This window comes from Eggerthella guodeyinii (assembly GCF_009834925.2).
GTDB lineage: Bacteria > Actinomycetota > Coriobacteriia > Coriobacteriales > Eggerthellaceae > Eggerthella > Eggerthella guodeyinii.
Genome location: NZ_CP063310.1, coordinates 887,595 through 910,267, shown reverse-complemented (window position 1 = coordinate 910,267; position 22,673 = coordinate 887,595). Strand labels below are relative to the sequence as shown.

The following is a 22,673-nucleotide window of genomic DNA, read 5'->3' as shown; positions in this document are numbered from 1 at the left end:
CGCGAACCCTAGAGCGCGAATCCGAAATAGTTGGCTACCGCGACGCCCACGAGCCACATCGCCGCGCGCAGGGCGATGGAACCCACCAGCGCGCCCGCCAGCCCCACCGCGCCGAGCGCCAACGCGCTGCCCGGCTTCCGCGCCGCCAGCGCGCCGCACGCCGTCGGCGCCGCCGAGCCGCACAGCACCACGGCCGCCCAGAACAGGGCCGCCTGCTCGCCGAACGCGATCCCGCTCGCCACGCCGTACGCAAGGCCCAGCACGAGCGCAACCGCTCCTCCGACGGCGGCATAGCGGGCAGCGCCCCTCACGTCGCCGTCATCCACTTTGAAGGCCGCGCACAGCACGAGGTAGAGCGCCGTGCCCGAAGCCATCGCCGTGCCCAGGTACGCCAGCGGCAGCGCAACCGTGTTCCACACCGGACGCGACGACATCATGTAGGACACGCCGCACGCGAACGAGAACGCCGCCGCCAAAACGATGCCCGTCGCCGCCAGCGCCTTGCGCGCCGTCGGCGATGCCTCGCGCTTCACCAGCAGCGCGTACGCCGCGATGCACACGGCCAGCAGGCCCAGCAGCAGCGCCTCCAGGAAGATGCCCGCCGTGGGGTGCGCGAGCACCGCCATCATGCGATCGACGTGCGAGAGGTGCGTGGCCGAGGCGATTCCGCCCACCACCAGCAGCGCGATCGCGCCGATGCAGGCCGGAATGCGAACCCGTTTCGCCGCGCCGCCCCGGAACTCGTCGGCGGCCGTGCAGGCGAACAGCCAAGCGCCGCATCCGGACAACACCGTGAACAGCACCAAAGACCATTGGATCGTCATGCCCGCTCACCTTCCTTCCAAGCCGCGCGCTGAGGTGACAGGATATAGTGCGTCGCCGGGCGGTTCCCCACGTCGACGAGCGTGTGGACGCTGGCGGGGTCGGCCGCCGCCAGCGCCTTCGCCGCATCGGACGAGGGATCGTCCAGGTCGCCGAAGAAGCGCGCGCCGGCCGAGCACGTGCGCACGCACAGGGGCAGCTCGCCGTTCTTGGTCAGATGGGCGCACAAGGTGCACTTCTCCACCACGCTCTCGGCGACGTTCCACGATCGCACGCCGTAGGGGCAGGCCATCATGCAGTACTTGCAGCCGATGCACTTCTCCTTGTCCACCAGCACCATGCCGTCGGCATCGCGGTAGCTCGCCCCGGTGGGGCACACGTTCGCGCAAGGAGCATCCTGGCATTGCTGGCACATGGTGGGCAGGAAGTACATCTCCAGGTCGGGGTACTCGCCGAAGGGGCCGCGATCCACCACCTTGTTCCAATACTCCCCCAACGCGATGTTGTTCTCGTTCTTGCAGGCGACCTCGCATCCGTGACAGCCGATGCAGCGGTCGAGGTCGACGACGATTGCGTACTGAGCCATTATTTGAACACCACCTCAGTGGATTCGCTGAACTCAGGCATCCACGGTTCGAAGTCGGTCGGATCGATCCAGGCGCCCTCGGGAGCGCCCTCGGGAGCGGGGTACACCTTCACGGTGAAGCCGCGCAGCGTGTACGTGCCGTGCTCGGGGCTGAAGCGCCCGTCGGTCTTGGTGAGCATGTTCACGTTCATCTCGGTCCACGCCTTGCTCGGCGTGTCGGTATCCAGGTACTCGGGGTTCCAGAACCGTTCCATGTGCACGGTGCCCTTGGCGATGCCCAGGGTCACGCAGGCTTTGCCGCGCACCTTGCCGCGGCGGCTCTCGACCCACACCCACTGCCCGTCTTCCACGCCGCATGCGGCGGCCGTCTCGGGATGGATGCTGACGAGGGGTACCGGGTACAGCTCGCGCAGGTAGGGGATGTTGCGCAGCGTACCGTGATGGTAGTGCGGGATGCGGCCCTGGGTGAGCATGATGGGATACTCGGTATCGGTCAGGTTCGTCTCCTCGGGCTCCAGATAGTAGATCAAGGGATCGTAGTCCTCATCGGCTGCCGGCATCGTATAGGATTTGCCTTCGGCCATGGCCCACGGCTCGCCGGTGCGGCCCAGCATGAGCGTCGCCTCGGAGTACGGCTCCACCTTCTTGGACGGCGTGCTCCAGCCCTTCTCCTTCCCCGTCTTCGGGTCGATGGTCTTGTAGGTGTAGTACGTGAGGTAGTCCTCCTTGGATATCCACTCGTACGTGCCCAGCTCGGCCAGCTCGTCCCAGCTCATGGGCAGGGTGCCCATGTGGAAGTCCATCATCTCCTGCTGGCCGCGCCAGTACACGAGATCGGTGCCCAGCGTTGCCAGGTACTCCTTGTCGAAGGCCTTCTGCGCGAACGGATTGCCCAGCTCGGCGCAACGATGCGCGATCTCGGACCAGATGACGCCTTCGTTCACCGTTTCGTACAGGTGCACCACCGGCTGACGGATGATGATCTTGTTCGCGTGCGCGATGGTGAAGTAGCTCTCCAGCCACTCCTGCGTGGGCAGCACGTAGTCGGCCGCCTCGATGGTGAACGCCGTGGGGTACATGTACAGGTGGCAGATCATCTCCATCTTGTCGATGATCTCGGTGAGCTGCCCCGCGTTGCCGATCATGGCATGCTTGTTGCCCGAGCGCTCCATCCAGTTGCGCGGCTGGTACGGCTCGCCCGTGGTGATGGCCTTGAACACGGTGGGAATGTGCGCGTGCGACCAGATGCCGAGGCCCTTGTGCTCGCGATACCCCAGGCGCTTCTCCAGCATCTCGCCGGTGACCAGCGTGTTCATGGTGCCGAGGTCCACCTTGTTCGGCGGGTCGGGGAAGCGCTGCAAAAGCGCGCCCGGCTTCTCCACGTTGCCCAGCAAAAACTCCAGGATGCACGCGCCCTCGGTGCCCTGGGCCGACTGCGGGCTCATGTCGGTGGCCACGCCCAGGATGAGGCCCGACGGGGCGTTCTCGGCGTAGATGCGGATGGCCTTCTCCACCTGGTCCTCGTCGAGGCAGCACACCTCGCAGCCGCGCTCCAGCGTCCACTCGTCCACGCGCTCCTGCAGCAGCGTGAACGCCGTGGGGTACTGCGTTCCGTCGATCTCGTACGTGCCGAAGAACGCGGGGTCGAGCGTTTCGTCGTAGGGCCACGGCAGCGGCTTCGCGGAGTTCGTCGCCCGATCCCACACCACGAACGTGTCGTCGGCGTCGGCCGCGTCGGCATCGCCCAAGCCCACCTCCCAGGCGCGCAGCATCTTCTTCGTCTCGGTGTCGATAAGGTACGGCAAGTTGGTCCACCGCTTGCAGAAGTCCTCGTCGTACAGCTCGTTCTCGATGATGTAGCGGATCCACGTCATCATGAGCGCCACGTCCGTGCCGGGGCGGATGGGCAGCCACACGTCCGCCATGGCGGCGTCGGGCGTGAACCGCGGATCGACCACCACCATATCGAGGCCCTGGTCGCGAGCGCGCAGCTCGGCGATGGCGCGTCCCGAACCGGAGGGGGCGTGGTAGCTGGTGCACGTGCCCCACATGACGAGCGTCTGGATGGGGTTGTCCTCCGGGAAGTAGAGCGACGCGCAGCCGCCGTACTTCGAGTCGGCCATCGACGTGGTGCCCGATTTGCTGCCGCCGTACATGAGCGAGAACGTGGCCATGCGCGGCAGGAAGCACTGCGCGCAGCCCGGTTCGAAGATGTTCGGCGACCCGAGCGCCTGCGTGAACCGGCACGGCGAGCTGAAGTGCGGGTTGCCGCCGCCCCCCGTGGAGGTGACCAGCGACTCGCCGCCGTACTTGAAGAAATCCTGCGTGAGCTTCTGCGCGATCTCCTCGATGGCCTGGTCCCAGCTGATGCGCTCGAAGCTGTTCGTGCCGCGCTCCCCCACGCGCTTCATGGGGTACTTGTTGCGGCAGGGGTTGTACAGCGCCTGGATGCCCGACAGCCCCTTCGCGCACAGGCCTCCGCGGCTGATGGGGCTTTCCGGATTGCCCTCGAGCCGGATGACGCGCCCGTCGCGCACCGTCGCGATGACGGCGCAGCTGCAGATGCACGCCTGGCAGGAGGTGTAGACCTTCTTCGTCTGCGAGGTCGTCTCGTCGGCATGCGCTTCGCGGAACGCAGTGCCGGCAGTCGCCGTCCCGAACGCGGCAAGCGCGCCGGTGGCGGCAGCGGCTTTCACGAACCCGCGCCTCGACATGTTGAGCTGACTCATACACATCGCCTTTCTCTCTCGTCTCCTCATGGTCGTTCGCGACGTTGCGCCGCGGCGACCTTCACGAGAGAGATTGTGCGCGGCGCGAGCCTGCGCGCCTATCGCCTGGAAAGCCTAAACCGGGGAACGAGATGAGTAAACTCGAGCCCCAACGGGCAAAACGGCCGCATAGCGGCCGTTTCCAAAAGAACGGGAGCCGTATTCGAATCAGCGAGCCACGTGCTCGGTGGCGTCGATGAACTCCTGACGCGTGTGAACGCCGGTCTTGGCGTAGATGCTGCGGATGTGCGCTTTGGCCGTGTTGTCGGAGATGACGAGCGCCTCGCCGATGGATTTCGCATCGCGCCCGCGCAGCATGAGGTCGAACACCTCGCGCTCACGCACGGTGAGGTTGTGGTCGGCCGCGAACGTCTCGGCATCGAGGCCGAAGACGGTCCCGACGACCCCGCCGGTGCCGGCATCGCGCGCATCCCCGCGCATCGTCGCGTCGACCGGGCCGACGGCTTCGCCGACGTCGCCCCGGCTCGGCGTCGCCGCCACCGCCTCGACGGCCAGCCAACCGGCGCTCGTGATCTTGCGCACGTCGCTTTCGCGAAAGATGAGCATGGACGCGGCCACCAGCAAGAACGCCAGCACCAGGCCGATCACGAACGACTGCGACTCGCCCAACCCCAAAGCGGGATAGCCCTGCCCCACCACGAGCCCCGCAAAGGAGCCGAGCGCGAACACGGAGCGGCCCCAACCGAACACCTGGATGGGACTCCAGTAGTCGCTGCGCGCCAGATACGTGAGCAAGCACCACATGAACAACGAGAACAGGCAGTACACCAGCACGATCACCGACGCCGCAGCCATGTTGCCCGCGTCGGACGAGAACACCACGACCACCGCCAGCACCAGCATGAGCACGAGCGGGTAGTACGCCACGCCGAAGTCGAACGACTTGAGCAAGCTGCTGACCAGCACCAGCACGAAGCTTACCAAGATGACCAGCGAAACGCCCACCGTGCCGCTGGCCAGAGAGGCATCCGCATCCTGCAGCGCGAACGCCCCTTTCGACAGGTTCGCCATGAACGTGAGCAGGAACACCACCACGAGGAAGCGGACGAACGCGGACACGCTCGCCCGCCGCGTCGACGCATCGAGTTCGGCGGCCCGATGGCGCGCCGGCATCCGGGCCTCGTCCGCATCGGGCTCGAACAGGGTCATGAGCGCGGCGGCCAGGGGAAGCAGCGCCGCTACCAGCAAGGCGATCTGGGGCACGGTGCCCACCACGAAGAAGAAGACGAGCCCGGAAGCCAGCTCGGAAAGCGCGGTGTTCGTCACGGCCACCACCGGACGCGTCGCAGCGTAGATCTGGCCGGCGCGCACGGCGATGAACGCGGTCCCGACACCCGTGAGCAGCGCGCCGATCACGAACAGCGGGTTCCCGCCGCCGCCGAACAGGAACGCGCCCGCGTACTCCATCAGCATGCCGACCGACGAAACGATGCCCGCCGCGCACATGACGCCCTTGCGCGAAAGCAGGCGGGAGGCTTGTCCATGGAACAGCGCCAACAGCGCCGCAACCGCGGCGAACGCCACGGTCGACCAGGCGTACATGGAGAACGAGCAGGACGCCGCCCCTGTTCCAGCCGCCACATAGCTCCAGATAGGCGCGGTGTATACCACCAATATCCACGAGCGCCAGAAACAGTACGTCAAGTATTTCGCCGCCGGCCACGCCCTCATGCGTCCCCCTTGCCCCATCGGCAGGCCCCATCACCCGTTTCGATGCCGCCGCCTTGCATTCTATACTACTTCATCAGGTCGCAAGGGAGGCCCCCCGCCGGGATTAAACTCGCACGCGCAAGGAGTAAACTCCCCTCGCTTGCCCTACAGCGGCCGCCTGGCTTCGATGGCGCGGCCGAGGGTCACCTCGTCGGCGAACTCGAGGTCGCCGCCGACGGGCAGGCCGCTGGCGGGACGGGTGACGGCGATGCCGAGCGGTTTGATGAGCCGGGCGAGGTAGGTCGCCGTGGTCTCGCCTTCCACGTTGGGGTTCGTGGCCAGCACCACCTCGCGCACCTCGTCGGACGCGAGGCGCTTCATGAGCTCGGCGATATGAAGCTCGTCGGGGCCGACGCCCTCCATGGGCGAAAGCGCCCCACCCAACACGTGGTACACGCCGTTGTAGACGGCGGTGCGCTCGATGGGCGGGATGTCGCGCGGCTCGCTGACCACGCAGATGATGCTCGCGTCGCGCTTGGACGACTGGCATATCTCGCACAGCTCGCCCTCGGCGTAGTTGAAGCAGCGCGAGCAGAAGCGCACGGTTTCCTTCACCTCGGCGATGGCCTCGGACAGGCGCAGCGCCGTCGCCTTGTCGGTGTTGAGGATCCAGTACGCGATACGCTGCGCCGACTTCGGCCCGACGCCCGGCAAGCGTTCCAGCTCGTCGAGCAGCTTCTGGATGGACGGCGCAGCGTACACGATCGTATTCTTCCGGACCGGGCTACATGAGGCCCGGGATGTTCATGCCGCCCGTGGCGGCATTCAGGCGCTGGGAGCTCAGCTCGGACACGCCGCGCAGCGCCTCGTTCACGGCGGCTGCCACCATATCCTGCAGCATTTCGACGTCCTCGGGATCCACGGCCTCGGGGTCGATGACGATGCTCTGCACGGCCATGTCGCCGGTTGCCACGACCTTCACCATGCCGCCGCCGGCCGTGGCCTCGAACGTCATGTCCTTGATCTCGTCCTGAGCCTTCGCCAGCTCGGCCTGCATCTTCTGCGCCTGCTTCATCATGGCGCCCATGTTGCCGCCGCCACCGCCGGGAAAACCGCCTCGTTTGGACATCGTCGTCTCCTATCTTTCAGGGTCGTTTGCACATGCCGCATGCGTGCGGCGGAATATCTGTCGCGTTATTCTCTCACTTCTTCGACGCGCACGCCATCGCCGAAGCCGGCGGCCAGGATGGCCTGCAGCTCCTCGGGCGACTTGGCGTCCGCAGGCGTCGGCGTCGCCGACGAGTGCGCATCGACCGGCGCGGGCCCGGGCGTCGGCACGGGGGTCGCAGCCGGCGCGGGCGCGGGCGCGGGGGTCGCGGCGGGAGCCGGGGCCGGAGAGGACGAGACGAAGCCGTCGTCGTACGGAACCACTTCGTCCTCGTACGGGGGAATGTCGTAGTCGGGAACCGCGGCCGGCCGGGGGGCGGACGCGGGAACAGAAGCCGGCGCGGGACGCGGAGCCGGGGCCGCCTGCTGCACCTGCGGGCGCGGCGCGGGCGCGGGACGCGGAGCCGACGCGGGAACCGCCGCCGATGCCGAAGCCGTGGCAACCGCGCCGCCCTGCGCGTAGGCGAAGTGCAGCGACTCGCCGCATGCCTGCGTGAGCGCCACCGACACGGCCTCCTGCACGTCGGGTTTCTGCACCGCCTTGAACGCAAACGAGTTCTCAGCCGGGAACTCGATGATCAGCGTCCCCTTGTCCGCGTCGTACACCGCCTTCGTGTTGAGGAACAGCACGCCGTAGGCGGCCTTGTTCTTCTTGAGCGTCGCCAGCGCCGCCTGCCACACCCGCTGCAACGCGGCGGGGTTCTGCAAGCTCGCCTTCAGCTGGTCCGTGGGGGCGCCGGCCGGGGCAGGAGCAGGCCCGCTCGCCTGCGACGGCGAAGCGACTTGCGCAGCAGGCGCAGGCTGCGCCGGCGCTCCCCCCGCCCCTTGCGACGGCGGAACGACCTGCGGGGTCGGTGCCGATTGCGTCGGCGCAACGCCGGCCGTCACGGCATGATTCTCCGTCGGCACATGGCTGGGGGCGGGGGCCGCTGCGACCGGTTGGGGCGCAGGCGCCGCCGCAGCCGGCGCCTGCGCCGGTGCAGCGCTCGCCGCCGCGGCAGCCCCGCCGCCGGTCACGTGCGCCACCGCGGAATGCCCGCTCTCCAGCGCCTCGACGCGCTCGGCGAGCGCTTCCAGCGTCAGATCCGAATCGGGACGCACCATGCGGGTGAGCGCGATCTCGAACGACAGGCGCGGGTTCGTCGACGTCTTCAGCTCGGCCGACAGATCGCCCAGCACGCCCAGCAGCCGCGCCAGCCGGTCGGGCCCGAACAGCGGCAGCTCGCTCGCCAGCTCGCGGCGCACGGTCTCGCCCACGTCGAGCGCCACGTCGGCGCCCGCCAGCGACAGCACGTACATGTTGCGGATGTGCTCGGCCAGGTCGCGCGTGAACTGCGCGAGATCGGCGCCCGTCTCCACGTACTCGGCCGTCCAGCGGAAGCACGACGCCACGTCGCGCGTGCCGATGGCCCGCACGATCTCGGCGAGGTCGTTCGTGTCGATGGATCCCAGCAGCCGTTCGGCCACCTCCATCGTCACCTTGCCCTCGCCGAACGCGATGAGCTGCTCGAGCGAGGTCAGCGCGTTGCGCATGCCGCCTTCGGCGCGATGCGCGATGAGGTCGAGCGCCTCGCCCTCGAACTCCACGTCCTCGGACACGCAGATGGCGCCGAGGCGCGACACGATGGACTCGGCCGAGATGCGGCGGAAGTCGAAGCGCTGGCAGCGCGAGTGGATGGTCTCGGGCACCTTCTGCGGATCGGTGGTGGCCAGGATGAACACGACGTGGCTCGGCGGCTCCTCGAGCGTCTTCAGCAGCGCGTTGAACGCCGCCGTCGACAGCATGTGGACCTCGTCGATGATATAGATCTTGTAGCGCCCGCGCGTGGGGGCGAACTGCACGCGCCCGATGATCTCCTCGCGCACGTTCTCCACGCCGGTGCGCGACGCGGCGTCCAGCTCGTACACGTCGGGGTGCTCGCCGTTCGCGATCATCACGCAGTCGTCGCACGTGCCGTCGGGCTCGGGCGTGGGGCCGTGCTCGCACAGCAGCGCTTTCGCCAGCAGGCGCGCGGTGGTGGTCTTGCCGGTACCGCGCGGGCCCGTGAACAGGTAGGCGTGGCTCACCTTGTCCTGCTCGATCGCGTTCTTGATCGTGCGTTCTATGTGCTCCTGGCCCACCACGTCTTCGAAGATCTGCGGGCGGTATTTTCTATAGAGTGCCTCTGCCATCGTGTATGCTCACAATCTCGCGTTTGCTTTCATCTTGATCGCGCACGCCGCGCGCCTTATGCGTCGGCGTTGGCCTTCTTCGCCTTGCGAGCGCTCATCGCCGCTTTGACGGCGCCGACGATGGCCGGCGCCACCGACACGGCCACGATGCCCAGCACGATGACCTCGAAGTGCTCCTGCACCACGGGAATGCCGCCGAAGAAGTAGCCCACCAGCACGAACAGGCTGACCCACGCGATGCCGCCGATGCAGTTGAACAGCGTGAACTTGCCGAAGTTCATGTGGCCGGTACCGGCGATGAACGGGGCGAACGTGCGGAAGAACGGCATGAAGCGCGTGATGACGATGGTCAGGCCGCCGAACTTCGCGAAGAAGTGGTCGAGCTTGGCCATGCGCTCGGGCGTGAGCGCCTTCACCTTGCCGGAGTCGATGATGCGCTTGCCGAAGAAGCGGGCGATCCAGTAGTTCGAGGTGTTGCCCAGGATGGCCGCGACGTAGAACACGATGAGCGTGGCCCAGATGTTCAACCCGCCGCCGTCGGCCGAGAACACGCCGGCTGCGAACAGCAGCGAATCGCCGGGCAGGAAGGGGAAGAACACGAGGCCCGTCTCCACGAACACGATGAGGAACAGCGGCGAGTACACCCAAAAGGGGCCCAACGCGATGATCCAGCCGGCAATCGCCCCGCGCGGGTCGCTGAGCAGGTTGACGAAGAAGTTGATGATGTCCATGAATGCCCTTCAGTGCCACAGGTTGTCAAACCACCGCGCATCTCCACGCAAGTCAGCGAGGGGCGCCCTCGTACCGAAGATCGTGGGGATGGCGACGGCGAAGCGTACTTCGGTACGTGAGTCGTCGACATCGCCGCGAGATTCGGCACGAGGGCGCCCCGCAGCGTCGAGCCGTTCCGTCGGTCGTCAGATCGGCGGAACCGAGTATCCCGGATAGGCAGGGGCGCTCGCCAGCGGTCCCTTATGGCTGCTTCCTCCCGGACCTGACCAGGTTCGGAACATGGCGCCGCCCCGGCCCATCCGAGATACTCATAAAAGCATGCTCGCGCATGCGAAGCATCAGTATAGACGAAGCGCGCCCGCCGCGCTCCCCCTCCCCTGCCGAAGCAACCAAATGTCCACAGAGCCTCGACGCGAGGCGGCCCCGCCGTATCGGCGGGGCCACCTCATCAGGGGAGCCGGATCGCATGCGAGGGAGGGAGGGATTCGCATGCGGCATCGGCTTCCGGGTATGCTTTACGCGACGCTCCAAGCGTCGAGGTCGTTCGCCTCTTGACCGGCCACCATGCCGCTCGCGAAGCACTCGTTCACGTTGCCGCCGCCCCAGTAGTAGTGGTAGAACACCGAGCCGAACTCGCCCGCCGAGTACAGGCGGCCGATGGGCTCGTCGTTCCAGTCGAGCGCCTGCCACTTGTCGTTGCGCGCCGGGCCGCCGTTCGTGTTGAGATACGAGATGCAGCACTGCACCGCGTAATACGGCGGGTTGTTCAGCGGGTTGACCGGCGTGACGTCGCCCTTGCTCGAGACGGCGGGAGCGCGGCCGAACGCGCTGTCAACGCCCCCGTCGGCAACGTCGGCGTTGAACTTCTCCACCGTCGCCGTGAACGTGGCCAGGTCAGCGTCGTCGTAGCCCATGAGCTTGCCCAGCTCCTCGATGCTGTCGGCCTTCAGCACCACGCCGTCCTCGACTTCCTTCACGTTGTCGTCAGACCACTGGTACACGTTGTGGACGGCGGCCCATCCCTCGTTGCGCTCGGCGTTCGACCACGCGAACAGGGTTCCCTTCGTGCGGCGCGTCTCGTCGAACACCATCCACCAGGGATAGTTGGGCGTTTCGGCCGTGTCCTTGTTCTCCTCGAAGCACGGGTACGGGTAGCGCTTGTCGTGCGCCGGCCACTTCCCGTCCTCGGCCATGAAGCGCTCGCCGTGCTGGCTGACGTAAATCATCGACGTGGTGTCGCCGCCGTTGTAGCACGCGATGGCCTGGTTGTACTTCTCCGACAGCTCGAGGCACGCGGGCGAGCCGTACTCGACGGCGGCCATATGGCGCAGCTTCGCCCCGATGCCCGCCACCATGCGGATGCCGTCGCCCGTGTTGTAGGGGCTGCCGATGGGGTACTGCTTGTAATGCGTCAGCACGAAGTCCTCGATCATCTGGGGGTTGCCTTCGTAGCCGCCGCACGCCATGATGACGGCCTTCTTCGCCTTGCAGTACTTCGCCTGGCCGCCCTCGTCGTACTGCACGCCCAGCACTTCGCGCGCATCGGCGTCGTACACCAGCTCGGTCACCGGCGATTCGTAGCGAATGGAAATCGAATCGGCGTAGCGGTCCTTGATGACGTCGGCGCACAGCTGGTGCAGGTACGCGCCGCCGCCCGTCTGGCCCTTGCCTTCGATGGTCAGGTTGACGGCGTTCGCGTCGGGGTACTCCTTGCCCCACAGCTTGCGCACGGCGTCGGCTCCCGACTTCACCACCACTTCGCTTTCCACGATGTTGTCGCTGAACCACTGCGGCATGTCGGTGGACGCCTTCGCCACCGCCTCGCATTCGGCGTCGGTCACGCCGCCGTCGGTGATGGCCTTCCAGGCCTCGGCCGCGCCGTCGCCCGAGCAGATGTTGAGGAACCCGCAGCACACCGCGCTGTTGCCGCCCGCATGCTCCTCGGGAGCCTTCTCGAAGATGACCACCTGCGACCCTGCCGCCGCGGCGCTGATGGCGGCCGCCTGGCCGGCGAATCCGTACCCCATCACCACGACGTCCGTCTCCGCGTCCCACGCCTCGGGCTCGACGGCCCGCTTGCCTGCCGCGGCGGAAGCGCTTCCCGCCTCCGAGCACCCGGCCATGCCCATGACCGCGGCGCCCGCTGCCGCAACGGCGGCTCCCTTGAGAAAATCGCGGCGTCCCAGCGTATGCTCGTTGTTCTTCCCCATGGTAGTTCCCCTTCCTTCTATTCGTGGCACGTTCGACATTCGAACACGTCCTCGTGATGACAGCTCAGGCAGAGCTCTTTCTGATCGGTCTCGGCCTCGTGCACGCTATGGCAGCTCGTGCAGGTGATGGCGGCGTGGTCGCCCGTTCGGTCCATCGCGTGCGGGTTGACCGTCGTGCCGTCGGCATCGGTGAGAACCGTCACGTCCACGCTCTTCGCAGCCAGCTCGTCCCAGCTTCCATGGCAGGCGAGGCATGCTTCCTCGCTTACCGCATGCTCCTTGCTCAGCTTCGTCGGCATGGATGCGTCGGCCGAGGCGTTCGCATGCGCGCCCGCAAGGCTCTCCGCCGTCCCATGGCAGCTTTCGCACGAATCCGCCTCGTGCTTGCTCGCCAGGCAGGCCGTGTCGGACTCCGTCTGCGCTTCGTGCGCATGGCACGACGAGCACGCCATGTCCGCCGACCACGCCACCGTGATCGCCGCGTCTGCGCCTTCGCCGGACGAAGCGTCCGCCTGCTGCTGTTTCGGCGCGCATGCGCTCAACAGCCCCGCGATGGCGAAGGTCGTCGCCGCCACGGCCACCGCCGTCGCCATCGCGGCGCGTCGGCTCCGCGCTTGCACGGTTCCGCGATTCATCCCCATTGGTCCCTCCTCTCGTTACGCGTCGCATTCCTTGCTCCGGCCGCCTCCTGCGGCCTACGACGACTATGCCCGCGATGCCGCATGCGTTCTAGCTACGAACCGTGTCCTCTTTTCCCCGCCGATGGGCACGAAGGGGAGCAGGTAGGTTTTTCCCTAGGCACGAAAGGTGTTGTTTTGCCCGAACGGGCCGAGCGGGCGGCAGAACGCTCCTATAATCGAGGGGAGGGATTCGCGGATCGCGCAGAGGGGCGCATCCGACGCGTTGCGTAAGGGGAACGATCATGGCTGAACCGTCGATGCTCGAACGGTCGCAGAGCCGATCCCGGATGTCGCTGCTCGCGGCGGCGTTTCCGTGCTTCGGGCTGTGGACCATGCACACGTGGATACTGTGGCTCAACTCGAACAAGCCGTACCCGTCGGGGAGCGGCGACTCGTGGTTCTCCCTGTACCTGGCCCAGTCCGTGTTCCTCATCGTGATGGCCGTCGCGTTTCGTCGGGCCGAGAAACCGAACCGCACGCGCATGCAAGCCTCGGACGTCGTGCTCACCGCCATCGGCTGCGCCACCACGGCCCTCTACGCCGTCGGGTCGAGCGCGGTGGCGTTCCCTCCGCTCCTGAGCGGAGCCGTCGTGGCCCTCGGCGGCGTTTGCCTGGGATGGGGCTACCTGCGGTGGGGCGTGTTCTACAGCGGTCTGGCCCTGCGCAACGCGCTCGGCTGCATTTTCGCCGCCTGCATCCTGGGAGCGGTTGCGAAGTCGATCATCACGGCGCTGCCCGCCGAAGCCGGCACCGCGGCCGCATGCTGCTTGCCGCTGCTGTCGACGATGTTTCTGTCCCGCTCGTTCAAGCGGCAGCAGCCTCTTCCCACCACCGACATCCGCTACACCGCGGAAACGTTCGGATCGCTCTGGAAGGTGTTCGCCTGCGTGGCCGCCTACGCGTTCGTCTACACCTTCATCGGCGGGCTGCCCAGCATGTACGACAACCCGCTGCCCAACGCATCGCTGCTGGGCCACGTCATCGAAGTGGCCGTGTCGCTGCTCATCCTCTGGTGGGTGGTCGTCAAACGTCGCTCGGTCAGCTTCGCGCAGCTGTGGCGCGGCATCATGCTGCTCATCGGCGCCATGCTCGTGCTCAGCGTGTTCGAGCCCACGGCCGGGCTGCAAGCCATGTGCTCCACGAGCATATCCTACCTGGTGGTGGTGTTCCTCTGGCTGCTGCTCTCGGACATCGCCCACCACAGCAACCTGCACCCCTACGTCGTGTTCGGCCTGGGATGGCTCGCGTACACGCTGCCGAACTACCTGGGGAGGCTGCTGGGCTCGAGCGGCCTCGTCGCGCCGGCCATGAGCCCCACGCTCGCCCTCGTGCTGCTGTTCGCCATCATGATCGCGCTCAGCCTGCTGCTGGACTATCGCGACCCCACCATGCAGCGCATCTTCTCCGACCTCGACGAGTCGAGCCCGGCGCCGCACGACTTCGCCCTCATCGACGAGCGCTGCGCGGCCATCGGGAAGCAGCACGACCTCACCGTCCGGGAGATCGAAGTCATGCAGCTGCTGTGCAAGGGGCGCAGCAAGGCCTACATCGCCGAAACGCTGTTCATCGCCGAGAACACGGTGCGCGGCCACGCGCGGCGCCTGTACGCCAAGCTCGACGTGCACAGCAAGAAGGAGCTGCAGGAACTCATCGACGTCTGACGCCGATGCGCGCTCGCCTTTCGCCTTTCGCGCGGTTTCCGGGTTCTGGTAGAATCAACCGTACGTTCAACCAGGAATCGGAGGGACCGTGGCACAGCATGCCGCACATGCGCGTCCGACGCACCGCCGCGCCATCGTCGCAGGCGCGGCCGTCGTCGCCGTCGTCGCGATCGGCGCGGGCGCAGCGACGGCGTGGTCGAGCGCGCCCGCGCCGGCCTCCTGCGGCGGGCTCGCACCCGCATTCGCAACCGTGCTGCAGGCCGGCATCGACGACGTGCGAAGCGCCTGCGCCGTCGAGCGCGCGCGAACGTCCCCTTCTCCGTCGCTTCCGCAGGCCGATGCCCCGTCCACGACGCGCGCGTCCTACGCCCCCGCGCTCGCCGACCTCGCGGCGCTTCCCGGGCAGGCGGACCCGTTCGCCTTCTGCCTCGACCCCGACAGCGCCGACGCCGCCCCGTCCCTCTCGGAGACGTCCGCGGCCCGCCTCCAGGAAGCACGCGACGCGTTCGCCGCCCGCGGCTGGGACGCCGGGTACCTGCTGGTCGACCTCGAGACGGGATGCGGCCTCGCGGGCAACCTCGACGTGACCGCCTACGGCGCCAGCACGTTCAAGGCCCCGTACGCGCTCTACCTCTGCGAAACCCAGCTCGACACGGAGCTGGCCGCCCTCGACACGCCGTGCTTCGAGGCCCCGGCGACGGCCTTCATGGACCCGACCGGCACGTACCTGTACGACGGCCTGGCCTCCTACCCGCTGGGGACGCTCATCGCCGACAGCGTCACCCAGTCCGACAACGACTCCTACCGCATCCTGCGCGCGTCCTACGATGCGGCCGGGTTTTCCGCATGGATCGCCGACCGGGGGCTGCCGGCCAGCCTGACCGACGACTGGTTCCCCACGTACAGCACGCGCACGTCGGGCATGCTCTGGCTTCTCATGGCGCAGTACCTCGACGGCGACGCTGCGTCGGCGGCGTGGCTGTCCGAGCTGCTCGGGCAATCGGAGACGTCGTTTCTGCGCAACGTCCTTCCCCCGGAAGCGACCGTGCGCGGGAAAGCCGGGTGGTACGCGGACGACGACCCGGCTTTCTGCGGCGTATGCGATGCGGGCATCGTGAGCGCGGGCGGGCGCGACTACCTCGTGTGCGCCATGAGCACCGCGCCGTTTTCGGCGGACGGCCAGGAGCTGCTCGAGAACCTGCTGGCCGCCGCCTTCGACGCCCGCGACGATCTTGGGTGATGCGCGCCGGCCTAGCGCTCGTCGGAGCGCCGCCCGCGACCCCAATCGGGACCGCGATCGCCCCGGCGCTGAGGCCCGCGGCGCCCGCCGTCGATCATCGAGCGGAACACCTCCATAGCCTCGTCATGATCGAGACCGCCCCTGTCGCGCCCGTCGGGACCGCCGAAACCGGGCCATCCGCCGCGACCGCGCCCGTCGGGGCCGCCCGCGCCCAAGCCGTCGAAGAAACGCTCCCGCTCGCGGCGCCGGCTCTCGAACTCGTTGCCGTCGTCGGTGTCTCCCAGCGTGGACTCGAGTTCGGCGACCATGCGACTCAGGTAGTCCTGCAGGTTCGCCTTCTCCTCGTCGGTGAGGCAGTCGAAGAACGCGAACTCCACCGTGGGCCTCTCGCCCAGCTTCTCCGCCTCAGCGCGGCCCTCGTCGGTGATGCGCACGATCACCTTGCGCCGATCCTCTTCGGAGGGTTCGCGCACCACGAGGCCCTTCTTCTCCAGCTTCGAGAGCAGCTCTCCCAGCGACTGCTGGCGCATGTCCATGAGGACGGTGAGGTCCTTCTGGCTGATCTCGGGCTTGAGCTTCAGCAGCGTGAGCACCTTGCCCTGGCCGCGGCTGACGTCGCGGATGGCGGCATCGTCCCGGCCGGCGTTCATCAGGTAGCGGGACGTGAGCCATTGCAGCCGGCTCAGCAGCCCCCACAGTCGCATGTCTTCGGAATCGCCCATCGAAGAACCGTCTCCCTCTTCAAATCCGTCGAAACCAAACAGGTCGTTTTCATTCCATGCATTCATTATAAAGGTTCCTTTCTACACTTCGAGCGCCGGCGCGATCAGAATCGCCTCGGTCGTCTCGATTTCCTTGTCGGCACGGCCTGCGCCGCGCACCTTCTTCACGAGGTAGGGCACGAAGGCCAACGCCACGATGAGCGCCAGCGCCTCGCTCACCACCCCGGCCAGCATCAGCCCGGCGAACGCGAACAGCGCGTTGCCCGCCACGTACAGCGCGATGGTGATCACGCCGCGCGCCACCGACACCACCGAGGCGGGAACGCCCCGGCCAAGCGCCTGCAGCATGCCCAAGATCAGCTCGGACGCGCTTGAGACGAACACGCCCGCCACGAGCGCGATCAGCGCGAACATCCCCACTTCGATCACGGCCGGATCGCTTGAGAACACGCCCACCAGCGGACGGCCGAACACGAGCAGCGCGGCGCCGGCAGCGGCCAGCAGCACGGCCAGGATGAGCGCCACCGTCTTCACGAGCTCCTTGATGCGCGTCCGGTTGCCAGCGGCGTACGCGTACCCGATGAGCGGCACGACGCCCACCGTGGCCGCGACCGTGAACAGCCCCGCGAACATCGAGACGCGGAACGCGATGCCGATGCCCGCCACCGTCGCAGCCGAGTATCCGGCGGCCAGCACGTCGAGCACCCACGCCGACACGGTCATGAGCAGCGTCATGGCGAACGCGGAGAACCCGACGCTCAGGATCTCCTTGAGCACGGGAGCGGTGAACAGGGCGTCTTTGGGCGAGATGCTCTGGGTGCCGCCGCGCTTGACGTACACCACGAGGTACGTTGCGCTGACCAGCCATGAGGCCACCGTGGCGAGCGCAGCGCCCGCCACGCCCCACCCGAAGGCGAATATGAACAGCGGGTCGAGCACCAAGTTCGCCACCGCCGAGATGATGGTGCCGATCATCGACGCCTTCGCGGCGCCCTCGGCGCGCACGTCCTGATCGAGCACGAAGCTCAGCACCGCCAACGGCGCGCCAGCGGCCAGGATGCCCAGGTACGTCATCGTCGGCGCGAGCGTGTCGCCCGTCGCGCCCAGCAGGTTCGCCAGCGGCTCGAGGAACGCGAGGCTCAGCACTGCGGCGATCACGCCGAAGACGAGGGCGAGCGCGTGGTTCGTCGCCGATACGCGCTTGGCCTCCCCTGCTTTACCCGCGCCCAGCAAACGCGCGATGAACGTGCTGCCGCCCGTGCCCAGCAAATCGCCCACCGCCATGAGGCCCGTGGTGAACGTCAGCGCGAGCGCAACCGCGGCGAGCGCCGCCGTGTCGCCCAGCTGGCCGACGAAGAACGCGTCGACGAGCGAGGCCAGCGTCATCACGCCCATCGCGGCCAGCAACGGCACGCACATGTGCGCGATGGCGCTCACGGGCGCCGCTTCGCGCAAGTAGTAATTGTTATCATGTTTCATGCAAAGCTCCTGTCGAGAGATCTTTGACCTGAGAACCCTGCGCTGGATTCTCAGGTCGATGCAGTTTCTAAGGTACCTGTCGATTGGCATCATACAGGTACCTTCACATCAATGCAAGACCTATTTCACAGGTGCCTTTATTTTTTCACGGACGCCGCTTCGCATCGATGGAGCGCGACGGCCGCCTGCCCCCCCCCCGAACAAAAAACGACCCGCCGTTCGGCAGGTCGTTTCGATGCGTTCCGGATTGGCCGAAGCCGCTCCCCTACAGCGTGCGCAGGTTGACTTCCTTGAGCTGGCGGCCCGTCACGGCGCTCGGGGCGCCCGTCATCGGGTCGCTCGCGGAGCTCGTCTTCGGGAAGGCGATGACGTCGCGGATGGACGCCTTGCCGCCCAGCAGCATGACCAGGCGGTCGAGGCCCAGCGCGATGCCGCCGTGCGGCGGCGCGCCCAGCTCGAGCGCGTGGATGAGGTGGCCGAACTTCTCCTCGATCTCCTCATCGCTCAGGCCGCACGTGCGCAGCACGGCGCGCTGCTCGTCGGCGTTGTGGATACGGATGGTGCCGCCGCCCACTTCGAAGCCGTCCATCACGAGGTCGTAGCTGTAGCTGCCGCACGCCAGCGGGTCGCTCTCGATCTTGTCCACGTCCTCGTCCAGCACGTGGGTGAACGGATGGTGCTCGGCGGCGTACTTCTTCTCGTCCTCGTCGTACTTGAACATGGGGAAGTTCACCACCCACAGCAGCTGATGGCCCTCGCGCGGCACGTTCAGCGCTTCGGCCATGTGCAGGCGCAGCGCGCTCAGCACGGCGCTCGCCACCTCGTAGGTGTCGGCGGCGAACAGCAGCAGGTCGCCCGGCTCCACGTCCATGGCCTCCTTGAGCGCGGCGAACTCCTCATCGCTGAAGAACTTGATGATGGGGCTCTTCTCCTTGCCGTCGGTCGTGAACGCGATCCAGGCCATGCCCTTCGCGCCGTTCTCGGCCGCGATGTCGGCCAGCTTCTCCACGTCGCCGCGGCTCCAGTCGCCCGCGCCCTTCGCGTTGATGGCCTTCACCACGCCGCCGGACTGCGCCACGCTCGAGAACACCTTGAAGCCCGTGTCCTTCACGATGTCGGTGATGTCCTTCAGCTCCATGCCGAAGCGCGTGTCGGGACGGTCGTTGCCGAAGCGGTCCATGGACTCGCGGTACTGCATGCGCTGCAGCGGGAACGCGTGGTCGACGCCCACGGCCTGCAGCGTCTCGGCCATGACGTCCTCCATGAGGTTCATCACGTCCTCGCCCTGCACGAAGCCCATCTCGATGTCCACCTGCGTGAACTCGGGCTGACGGTCGGCGCGCAGGTCCTCGTCGCGGAAGCACCGGGCGATCTGGTAGTAGCGCTCGACGCCTCCCACCATGAGCATCTGCTTGAACTGCTGCGGGCTCTGCGGCAGCGCGTAGAAGCGGCCCGGGTTCGGACGGCTCGGCACGATGTAGTCGCGCGCGCCCTCGGGCGTGGAGTTCGCCAGGATGGGCGTCTCCACCTCGAGGAAACCGCGCTCGTTCAGCGCGCCGCGCATGGCCTGGGCCACCTTGTGGCGCAGGTGCAGGGCCTCGAACATCTCGGGACGGCGGATGTCGAGGTAGCGCCACTTCATGCGCGTAATCTCGTCCGTCTCGATGCCGTCTTCGATGGAGAACGGCGGGGTGACGCTCGTGTTCAGGACCTCGACGGACTTCGCCAGCACCTCGATCTCACCCGTGGCCATGTTCGGGTTGACGGCTTCCGCACCGCGATCGCGCACCGTGCCCGCGATCTTCAGCACGTACTCGCGACCCAGGTGCTCGGCCTTCGCGAAGTCGTCGGCGCTCACGCAGTCGGGGTCGACGACCACCTGCGTGTAGCCCGCGCGATCGCGCAGGTCGATGAAGATGAGGCCGCCGTGGTCGCGGTTGTGCCACGCCCAGCCCGTCAGCACGACCTCGCGGCCGACGTCGCCCTTGCGCAGCTCGCCGCACGTGGCGGTGTGCATGCAGTATTCGTTCATGAAGTCCGTCATAACGTTGGTTCCTTGCTCCTCAGCACTGCTATCTGCATCTGCCGTCCGTCCAGGACGCGGCAGACGTTACTCAAACCTAGTCATTGTACTGCATCGCGTGTGCAAAGTGCGTGCGATGCACGCATCCGAGCAGCTACCTTCATGCAAAATGCGCGCGAACGCCCCGCTAGAACGCCGTATCCGTCAGCACGCAGTTCACCCCGTTGTCCAGGCACAGCTGCTGCAGCGTGCGATCAAGCGTGAACAGCGTAGCCGCATTGCGTCGCGCGAGCACGAGATACATCATGTCGTACACCGGATGCTGCAAGCGAACAGCCTCGCCGAACGCTTCAACCTGGCAGTCCTCTATCGGATAAAACTCGTCAACGAGCCGGATGGCTTTCGCTATGCGGCGCCTCGCATCGTCTTCGCCGTAAAATCCTGCCTTGCAGTATTTCCAAAACGCATTCGACACTTCCGCATAGAACAGATCCAGGCTGATCACCGTCTCGCCCGTGAGCATCAAGGAGAGGAGGGCCTTCCCCTCGTCGGTTTCGCGCACCATGTCCACCGCTGCGCTGCTGTCGAGGATTATCATGCTCCGGCCGCCTTCCGCATATCACCGGCGATCATCGCATCGATGTACGCATCGCGCTCCTCTCGCCCCTGCCGAATCAATTCCACCGTATCGGGAAAGTCAGCTGGCACCTCGACCTTCGGCAGCTTCTCGATCTCCGCGAACAGCGCCTTGCGCTTCTCGATGCGGGCGGCGCGCTCGGCCTCGGTGTCGAAATCGAGGTAGCGCGGGCGGCGTTCCAGGCGGTGCAGCTCCCGGCCGTCCCAATAGTGCTGCGCGTCGGCCGCCTCGAGCATCTGCTCGACCGCCACGATGGTCTGCTGCGCCACGCTGCGATGCTGGCTCGCGGCGTACGCTTTCAGCTGCTCGTACAGCTCGTCGGGGAAATCTCGTACCTGCAAAGCGGGCATAGCGACTCCTTTCATGTCCTGCATTTTACATGCAGTATACATGAAACAGCGCCGAAACGCCACCGCCACCGCTCACGCCCCGACGCCCCGCTCACCCCTCGTCGATCAGCTGCAGCAGCTCCTCGCGCGACGAGACCTCGAGCTTGCGGTAGATGCTCTTCACGTGCGTGCGCACGGTGCTCTCGGAAATGACCAGCGTGCTCGCCACGAACACGATGCCGTGGCCGCGCCCCAGGTACGCCAGCACCTCCGTCTCCCGGGGCGACAGGCCGCGATCGCCCGCGATCCGCTCGCATCGTTGCTGCAGCTGCGTCGGCGCACCCTCGCCCGCCCGACCCAGCACGACATCGCCGCCGTCGCGCCCCTCGCGCCGCCACGCCATCAGCAGCGGCGCGGCCACGAGCACCGCGAAGTAGATCGTGCTCACCACCAGCAGGATGGGCCCGCCCTGCTGATCCTCGAACGGAGGCAGCGCCCCGCACATGATGCCCCCGAGCGACGCCAGCGCGAAGCCCGACACGGTCAGCCCGTAGATGAGCGTCGGCGGGAACTCGCGCGCATGGGCCATCGCGCACAGGCTGGCCAGCGCCAAGATGCCCACCACGCCGTAGAACACGTACGAGAACGTCGCCGCGAGCCACTGGAACACCGTGCCCACCGGGAAGCTGTTCAGCACCACGAGCACGAGCGCGAACAGCGGCAGCAGCACCTGGTAGATCAGCGACAGCAGCGGCCGCTCCGTCTTCACCAGGCACAGCGGCAGCACCACGAGCGCCGCCACGATGCCGCCGAGCGCCTCGACGTAGAACAGGTCGAACACGAGGAACTTGCGCACGCCCATGACGAACGCGAACACGAGCAGCCCCGCGAACGGCATCGCCAGCACCGACGCCATGCCGCGCACGCCGCGCAACAGCCCTTCGCGGCCGCCGATCGCCCCCGCGGCCTCGGTGGCGAAGCGCTCGAGCTCGCGATCCTCGCCGCCCGCCCCGCCGGCCACGCGCGCGAGCGACCCGCGCGCCGCCTTCCAGCACGGCAGCACGCACCCCAGCACCAGCAGCAGGCCGTACGCCACGAGCCCCACGCGGATCTCCACCGCCGACAGCAGCAGCTCCGCCAGCGACGCCACGCCGATCATCAGCGAGAACGACAGCAGCGCCTGGCGCAGGTCGAGCACGGACAAGTACGTCCCCCACGCCACGCACAGCGGCACCACGCCCAGCGAGACCGCGATGCCGGCCGCCATGGCAAGCCCCTCGGAGCCGAGCCCCTCGACGCCGAGCGTGAGCGCGAACAGGCCGAATCCCGCGAGATAGCACACCGTGCTCGCCAGCACGACGGGAAACCGCACGAACGTCGCAACGCCTCGACGCGTCGAGACGAGGGCCACGCCCAGCCCTGCCGCCACCGCGCTCACCATCATCGTGTTCACGAACGGCGGCATGAACGCCTCCGACCCGCTCAGCAGATCGTGGAACATCACGAGGTTCGGAGAATAGAGCGGCAGCGTGGCGAAAAACGCGACGAACAGCAGCGATTCCAGCTTGAAGTCCTGCGAAAAACGCACTCGAGCCCTCCCTTCGCTCTGTCGTGCGATGCCTTCGTTCGCTCAAGTATAGCGCAAGCACCCGCCTCAGCCGTCCCCAACAGCGAACCTCCTACCTGCGGGTTTGCACATATACCCCATTTCCGCGAGGGGCCGCGAGACGGAATCCCCCAACGCCGCGATTACGCCCGTCGCCCGCAGCGCCTA

Annotated in this window: 18 protein-coding genes and 1 other RNA gene; 2 read left to right on the top strand and 17 right to left on the bottom strand. The window is 67.1% G+C overall.

All coding sequences use genetic code 11. From position 1 onward, the window contains the following. Window positions 1–8 precede the first annotated feature (8 nt). From GS424_RS03650 to GS424_RS03600, 11 genes are all read right to left on the bottom strand, one after another. Window positions 9–824 (bottom strand): dimethyl sulfoxide reductase anchor subunit family protein, encoded by an 816-nt coding sequence (locus tag GS424_RS03650; protein WP_160943455.1) that lies wholly within the window; start codon window positions 822–824, stop codon window positions 9–11. Next, entirely contained in the window at window positions 821–1,408 is a 588-nt protein-coding gene (locus GS424_RS03645) for a 4Fe-4S dicluster domain-containing protein (protein WP_160943456.1), read from the bottom strand. The genes GS424_RS03650 and GS424_RS03645 overlap by 4 nt, the downstream gene beginning before the upstream one ends. Then, window positions 1,408–4,137: a molybdopterin-containing oxidoreductase family protein gene (locus GS424_RS03640; protein ID WP_160943457.1), complete on the bottom strand. Its 2,730-nt coding sequence runs from the start codon at window positions 4,135–4,137 to the stop codon at window positions 1,408–1,410. Before GS424_RS03640 ends, GS424_RS03645 begins: the two co-directional genes overlap by 1 nt. A 207-nt stretch (window positions 4,138–4,344) precedes the next feature. Then, on the bottom strand, window positions 4,345–5,868 hold the full coding sequence (locus GS424_RS03635; RefSeq protein ID WP_160943458.1) for a helix-turn-helix transcriptional regulator: 1,524 nt from the start codon (window positions 5,866–5,868) through the stop codon (window positions 4,345–4,347). Between the two features lie 144 nt (window positions 5,869–6,012). Beyond that, on the bottom strand, window positions 6,013–6,609 hold the full coding sequence (gene recR / locus GS424_RS03630) for a recombination mediator RecR (protein ID WP_160943459.1): 597 nt from the start codon (window positions 6,607–6,609) through the stop codon (window positions 6,013–6,015). 22 nt (window positions 6,610–6,631) lie between these two features. Then, window positions 6,632–6,976 carry a YbaB/EbfC family nucleoid-associated protein gene (locus tag GS424_RS03625; RefSeq protein ID WP_154334907.1) on the bottom strand — a complete coding sequence of 115 codons (345 nt, stop codon included), beginning with the start codon at window positions 6,974–6,976 and terminating at the stop codon, window positions 6,632–6,634. 65 nt (window positions 6,977–7,041) lie between these two features. Beyond that, window positions 7,042–9,186 carry a DNA polymerase III subunit gamma/tau gene (dnaX, locus tag GS424_RS03620; protein ID WP_160943460.1) on the bottom strand — a complete coding sequence of 715 codons (2,145 nt, stop codon included), beginning with the start codon at window positions 9,184–9,186 and terminating at the stop codon, window positions 7,042–7,044. Window positions 9,187–9,242: 56 nt separating this feature from the next. After that, window positions 9,243–9,917 (bottom strand): VTT domain-containing protein, encoded by a 675-nt coding sequence (locus GS424_RS03615; protein ID WP_160943461.1) that lies wholly within the window; start codon window positions 9,915–9,917, stop codon window positions 9,243–9,245. A 208-nt stretch (window positions 9,918–10,125) separates the two neighbouring features. Continuing rightward, an RNA gene (gene ffs / locus GS424_RS03610) (signal recognition particle sRNA small type) lies at window positions 10,126–10,219 on the bottom strand. Between the two features lie 214 nt (window positions 10,220–10,433). Continuing rightward, the gene (locus tag GS424_RS03605) at window positions 10,434–12,128 is read right to left on the bottom strand and encodes an FAD-binding protein (protein ID WP_160943462.1); all 1,695 of its coding nucleotides are present in this window, start codon (window positions 12,126–12,128) and stop codon (window positions 10,434–10,436) included. A gap of 17 nt (window positions 12,129–12,145) precedes the next feature. Then, window positions 12,146–12,769 (bottom strand): cytochrome c3 family protein, encoded by a 624-nt coding sequence (locus GS424_RS03600; RefSeq protein WP_218958880.1) that lies wholly within the window; start codon window positions 12,767–12,769, stop codon window positions 12,146–12,148. A 281-nt stretch (window positions 12,770–13,050) separates the two neighbouring features. On the opposite strand from GS424_RS03600, the gene GS424_RS03595 reads away from it, so the two are divergent. Beyond that, the gene (locus GS424_RS03595; RefSeq protein ID WP_160943463.1) at window positions 13,051–14,469 is read left to right on the top strand and encodes a helix-turn-helix transcriptional regulator; all 1,419 of its coding nucleotides are present in this window, start codon (window positions 13,051–13,053) and stop codon (window positions 14,467–14,469) included. An 88-nt stretch (window positions 14,470–14,557) separates the two neighbouring features. Continuing rightward, window positions 14,558–15,709 (top strand): serine hydrolase, encoded by a 1,152-nt coding sequence (locus GS424_RS03590; protein ID WP_160943464.1) that lies wholly within the window; start codon window positions 14,558–14,560, stop codon window positions 15,707–15,709. Between the two features lie 11 nt (window positions 15,710–15,720). Here GS424_RS03590 and GS424_RS17825 read toward each other — a convergent pair whose 3' ends face one another. The 6 genes from GS424_RS17825 to GS424_RS03560 form a co-directional block, all read right to left on the bottom strand. Then, window positions 15,721–16,431 (bottom strand): MarR family winged helix-turn-helix transcriptional regulator, encoded by a 711-nt coding sequence (locus GS424_RS17825; protein ID WP_218958879.1) that lies wholly within the window; start codon window positions 16,429–16,431, stop codon window positions 15,721–15,723. 81 nt (window positions 16,432–16,512) lie between these two features. Next, window positions 16,513–17,910 (bottom strand): MATE family efflux transporter, encoded by a 1,398-nt coding sequence (locus tag GS424_RS03580; protein WP_160943465.1) that lies wholly within the window; start codon window positions 17,908–17,910, stop codon window positions 16,513–16,515. 265 nt (window positions 17,911–18,175) lie between these two features. Further along, entirely contained in the window at window positions 18,176–19,954 is a 1,779-nt protein-coding gene (gene aspS, locus GS424_RS03575) for an aspartate--tRNA ligase (RefSeq protein WP_160943466.1), read from the bottom strand. Window positions 19,955–20,120: 166 nt separating this feature from the next. Beyond that, window positions 20,121–20,531 carry a type II toxin-antitoxin system VapC family toxin gene (locus tag GS424_RS03570; RefSeq protein ID WP_160943467.1) on the bottom strand — a complete coding sequence of 137 codons (411 nt, stop codon included), beginning with the start codon at window positions 20,529–20,531 and terminating at the stop codon, window positions 20,121–20,123. Further along, entirely contained in the window at window positions 20,528–20,920 is a 393-nt protein-coding gene (locus GS424_RS03565; protein ID WP_160943468.1) for a ribbon-helix-helix domain-containing protein, read from the bottom strand. The genes GS424_RS03570 and GS424_RS03565 overlap by 4 nt, the downstream gene beginning before the upstream one ends. A 91-nt stretch (window positions 20,921–21,011) precedes the next feature. Beyond that, window positions 21,012–22,487: a response regulator transcription factor gene (locus tag GS424_RS03560; RefSeq protein ID WP_160943469.1), complete on the bottom strand. Its 1,476-nt coding sequence runs from the start codon at window positions 22,485–22,487 to the stop codon at window positions 21,012–21,014. Between the last annotated feature and the right edge of the window lie 186 nt (window positions 22,488–22,673).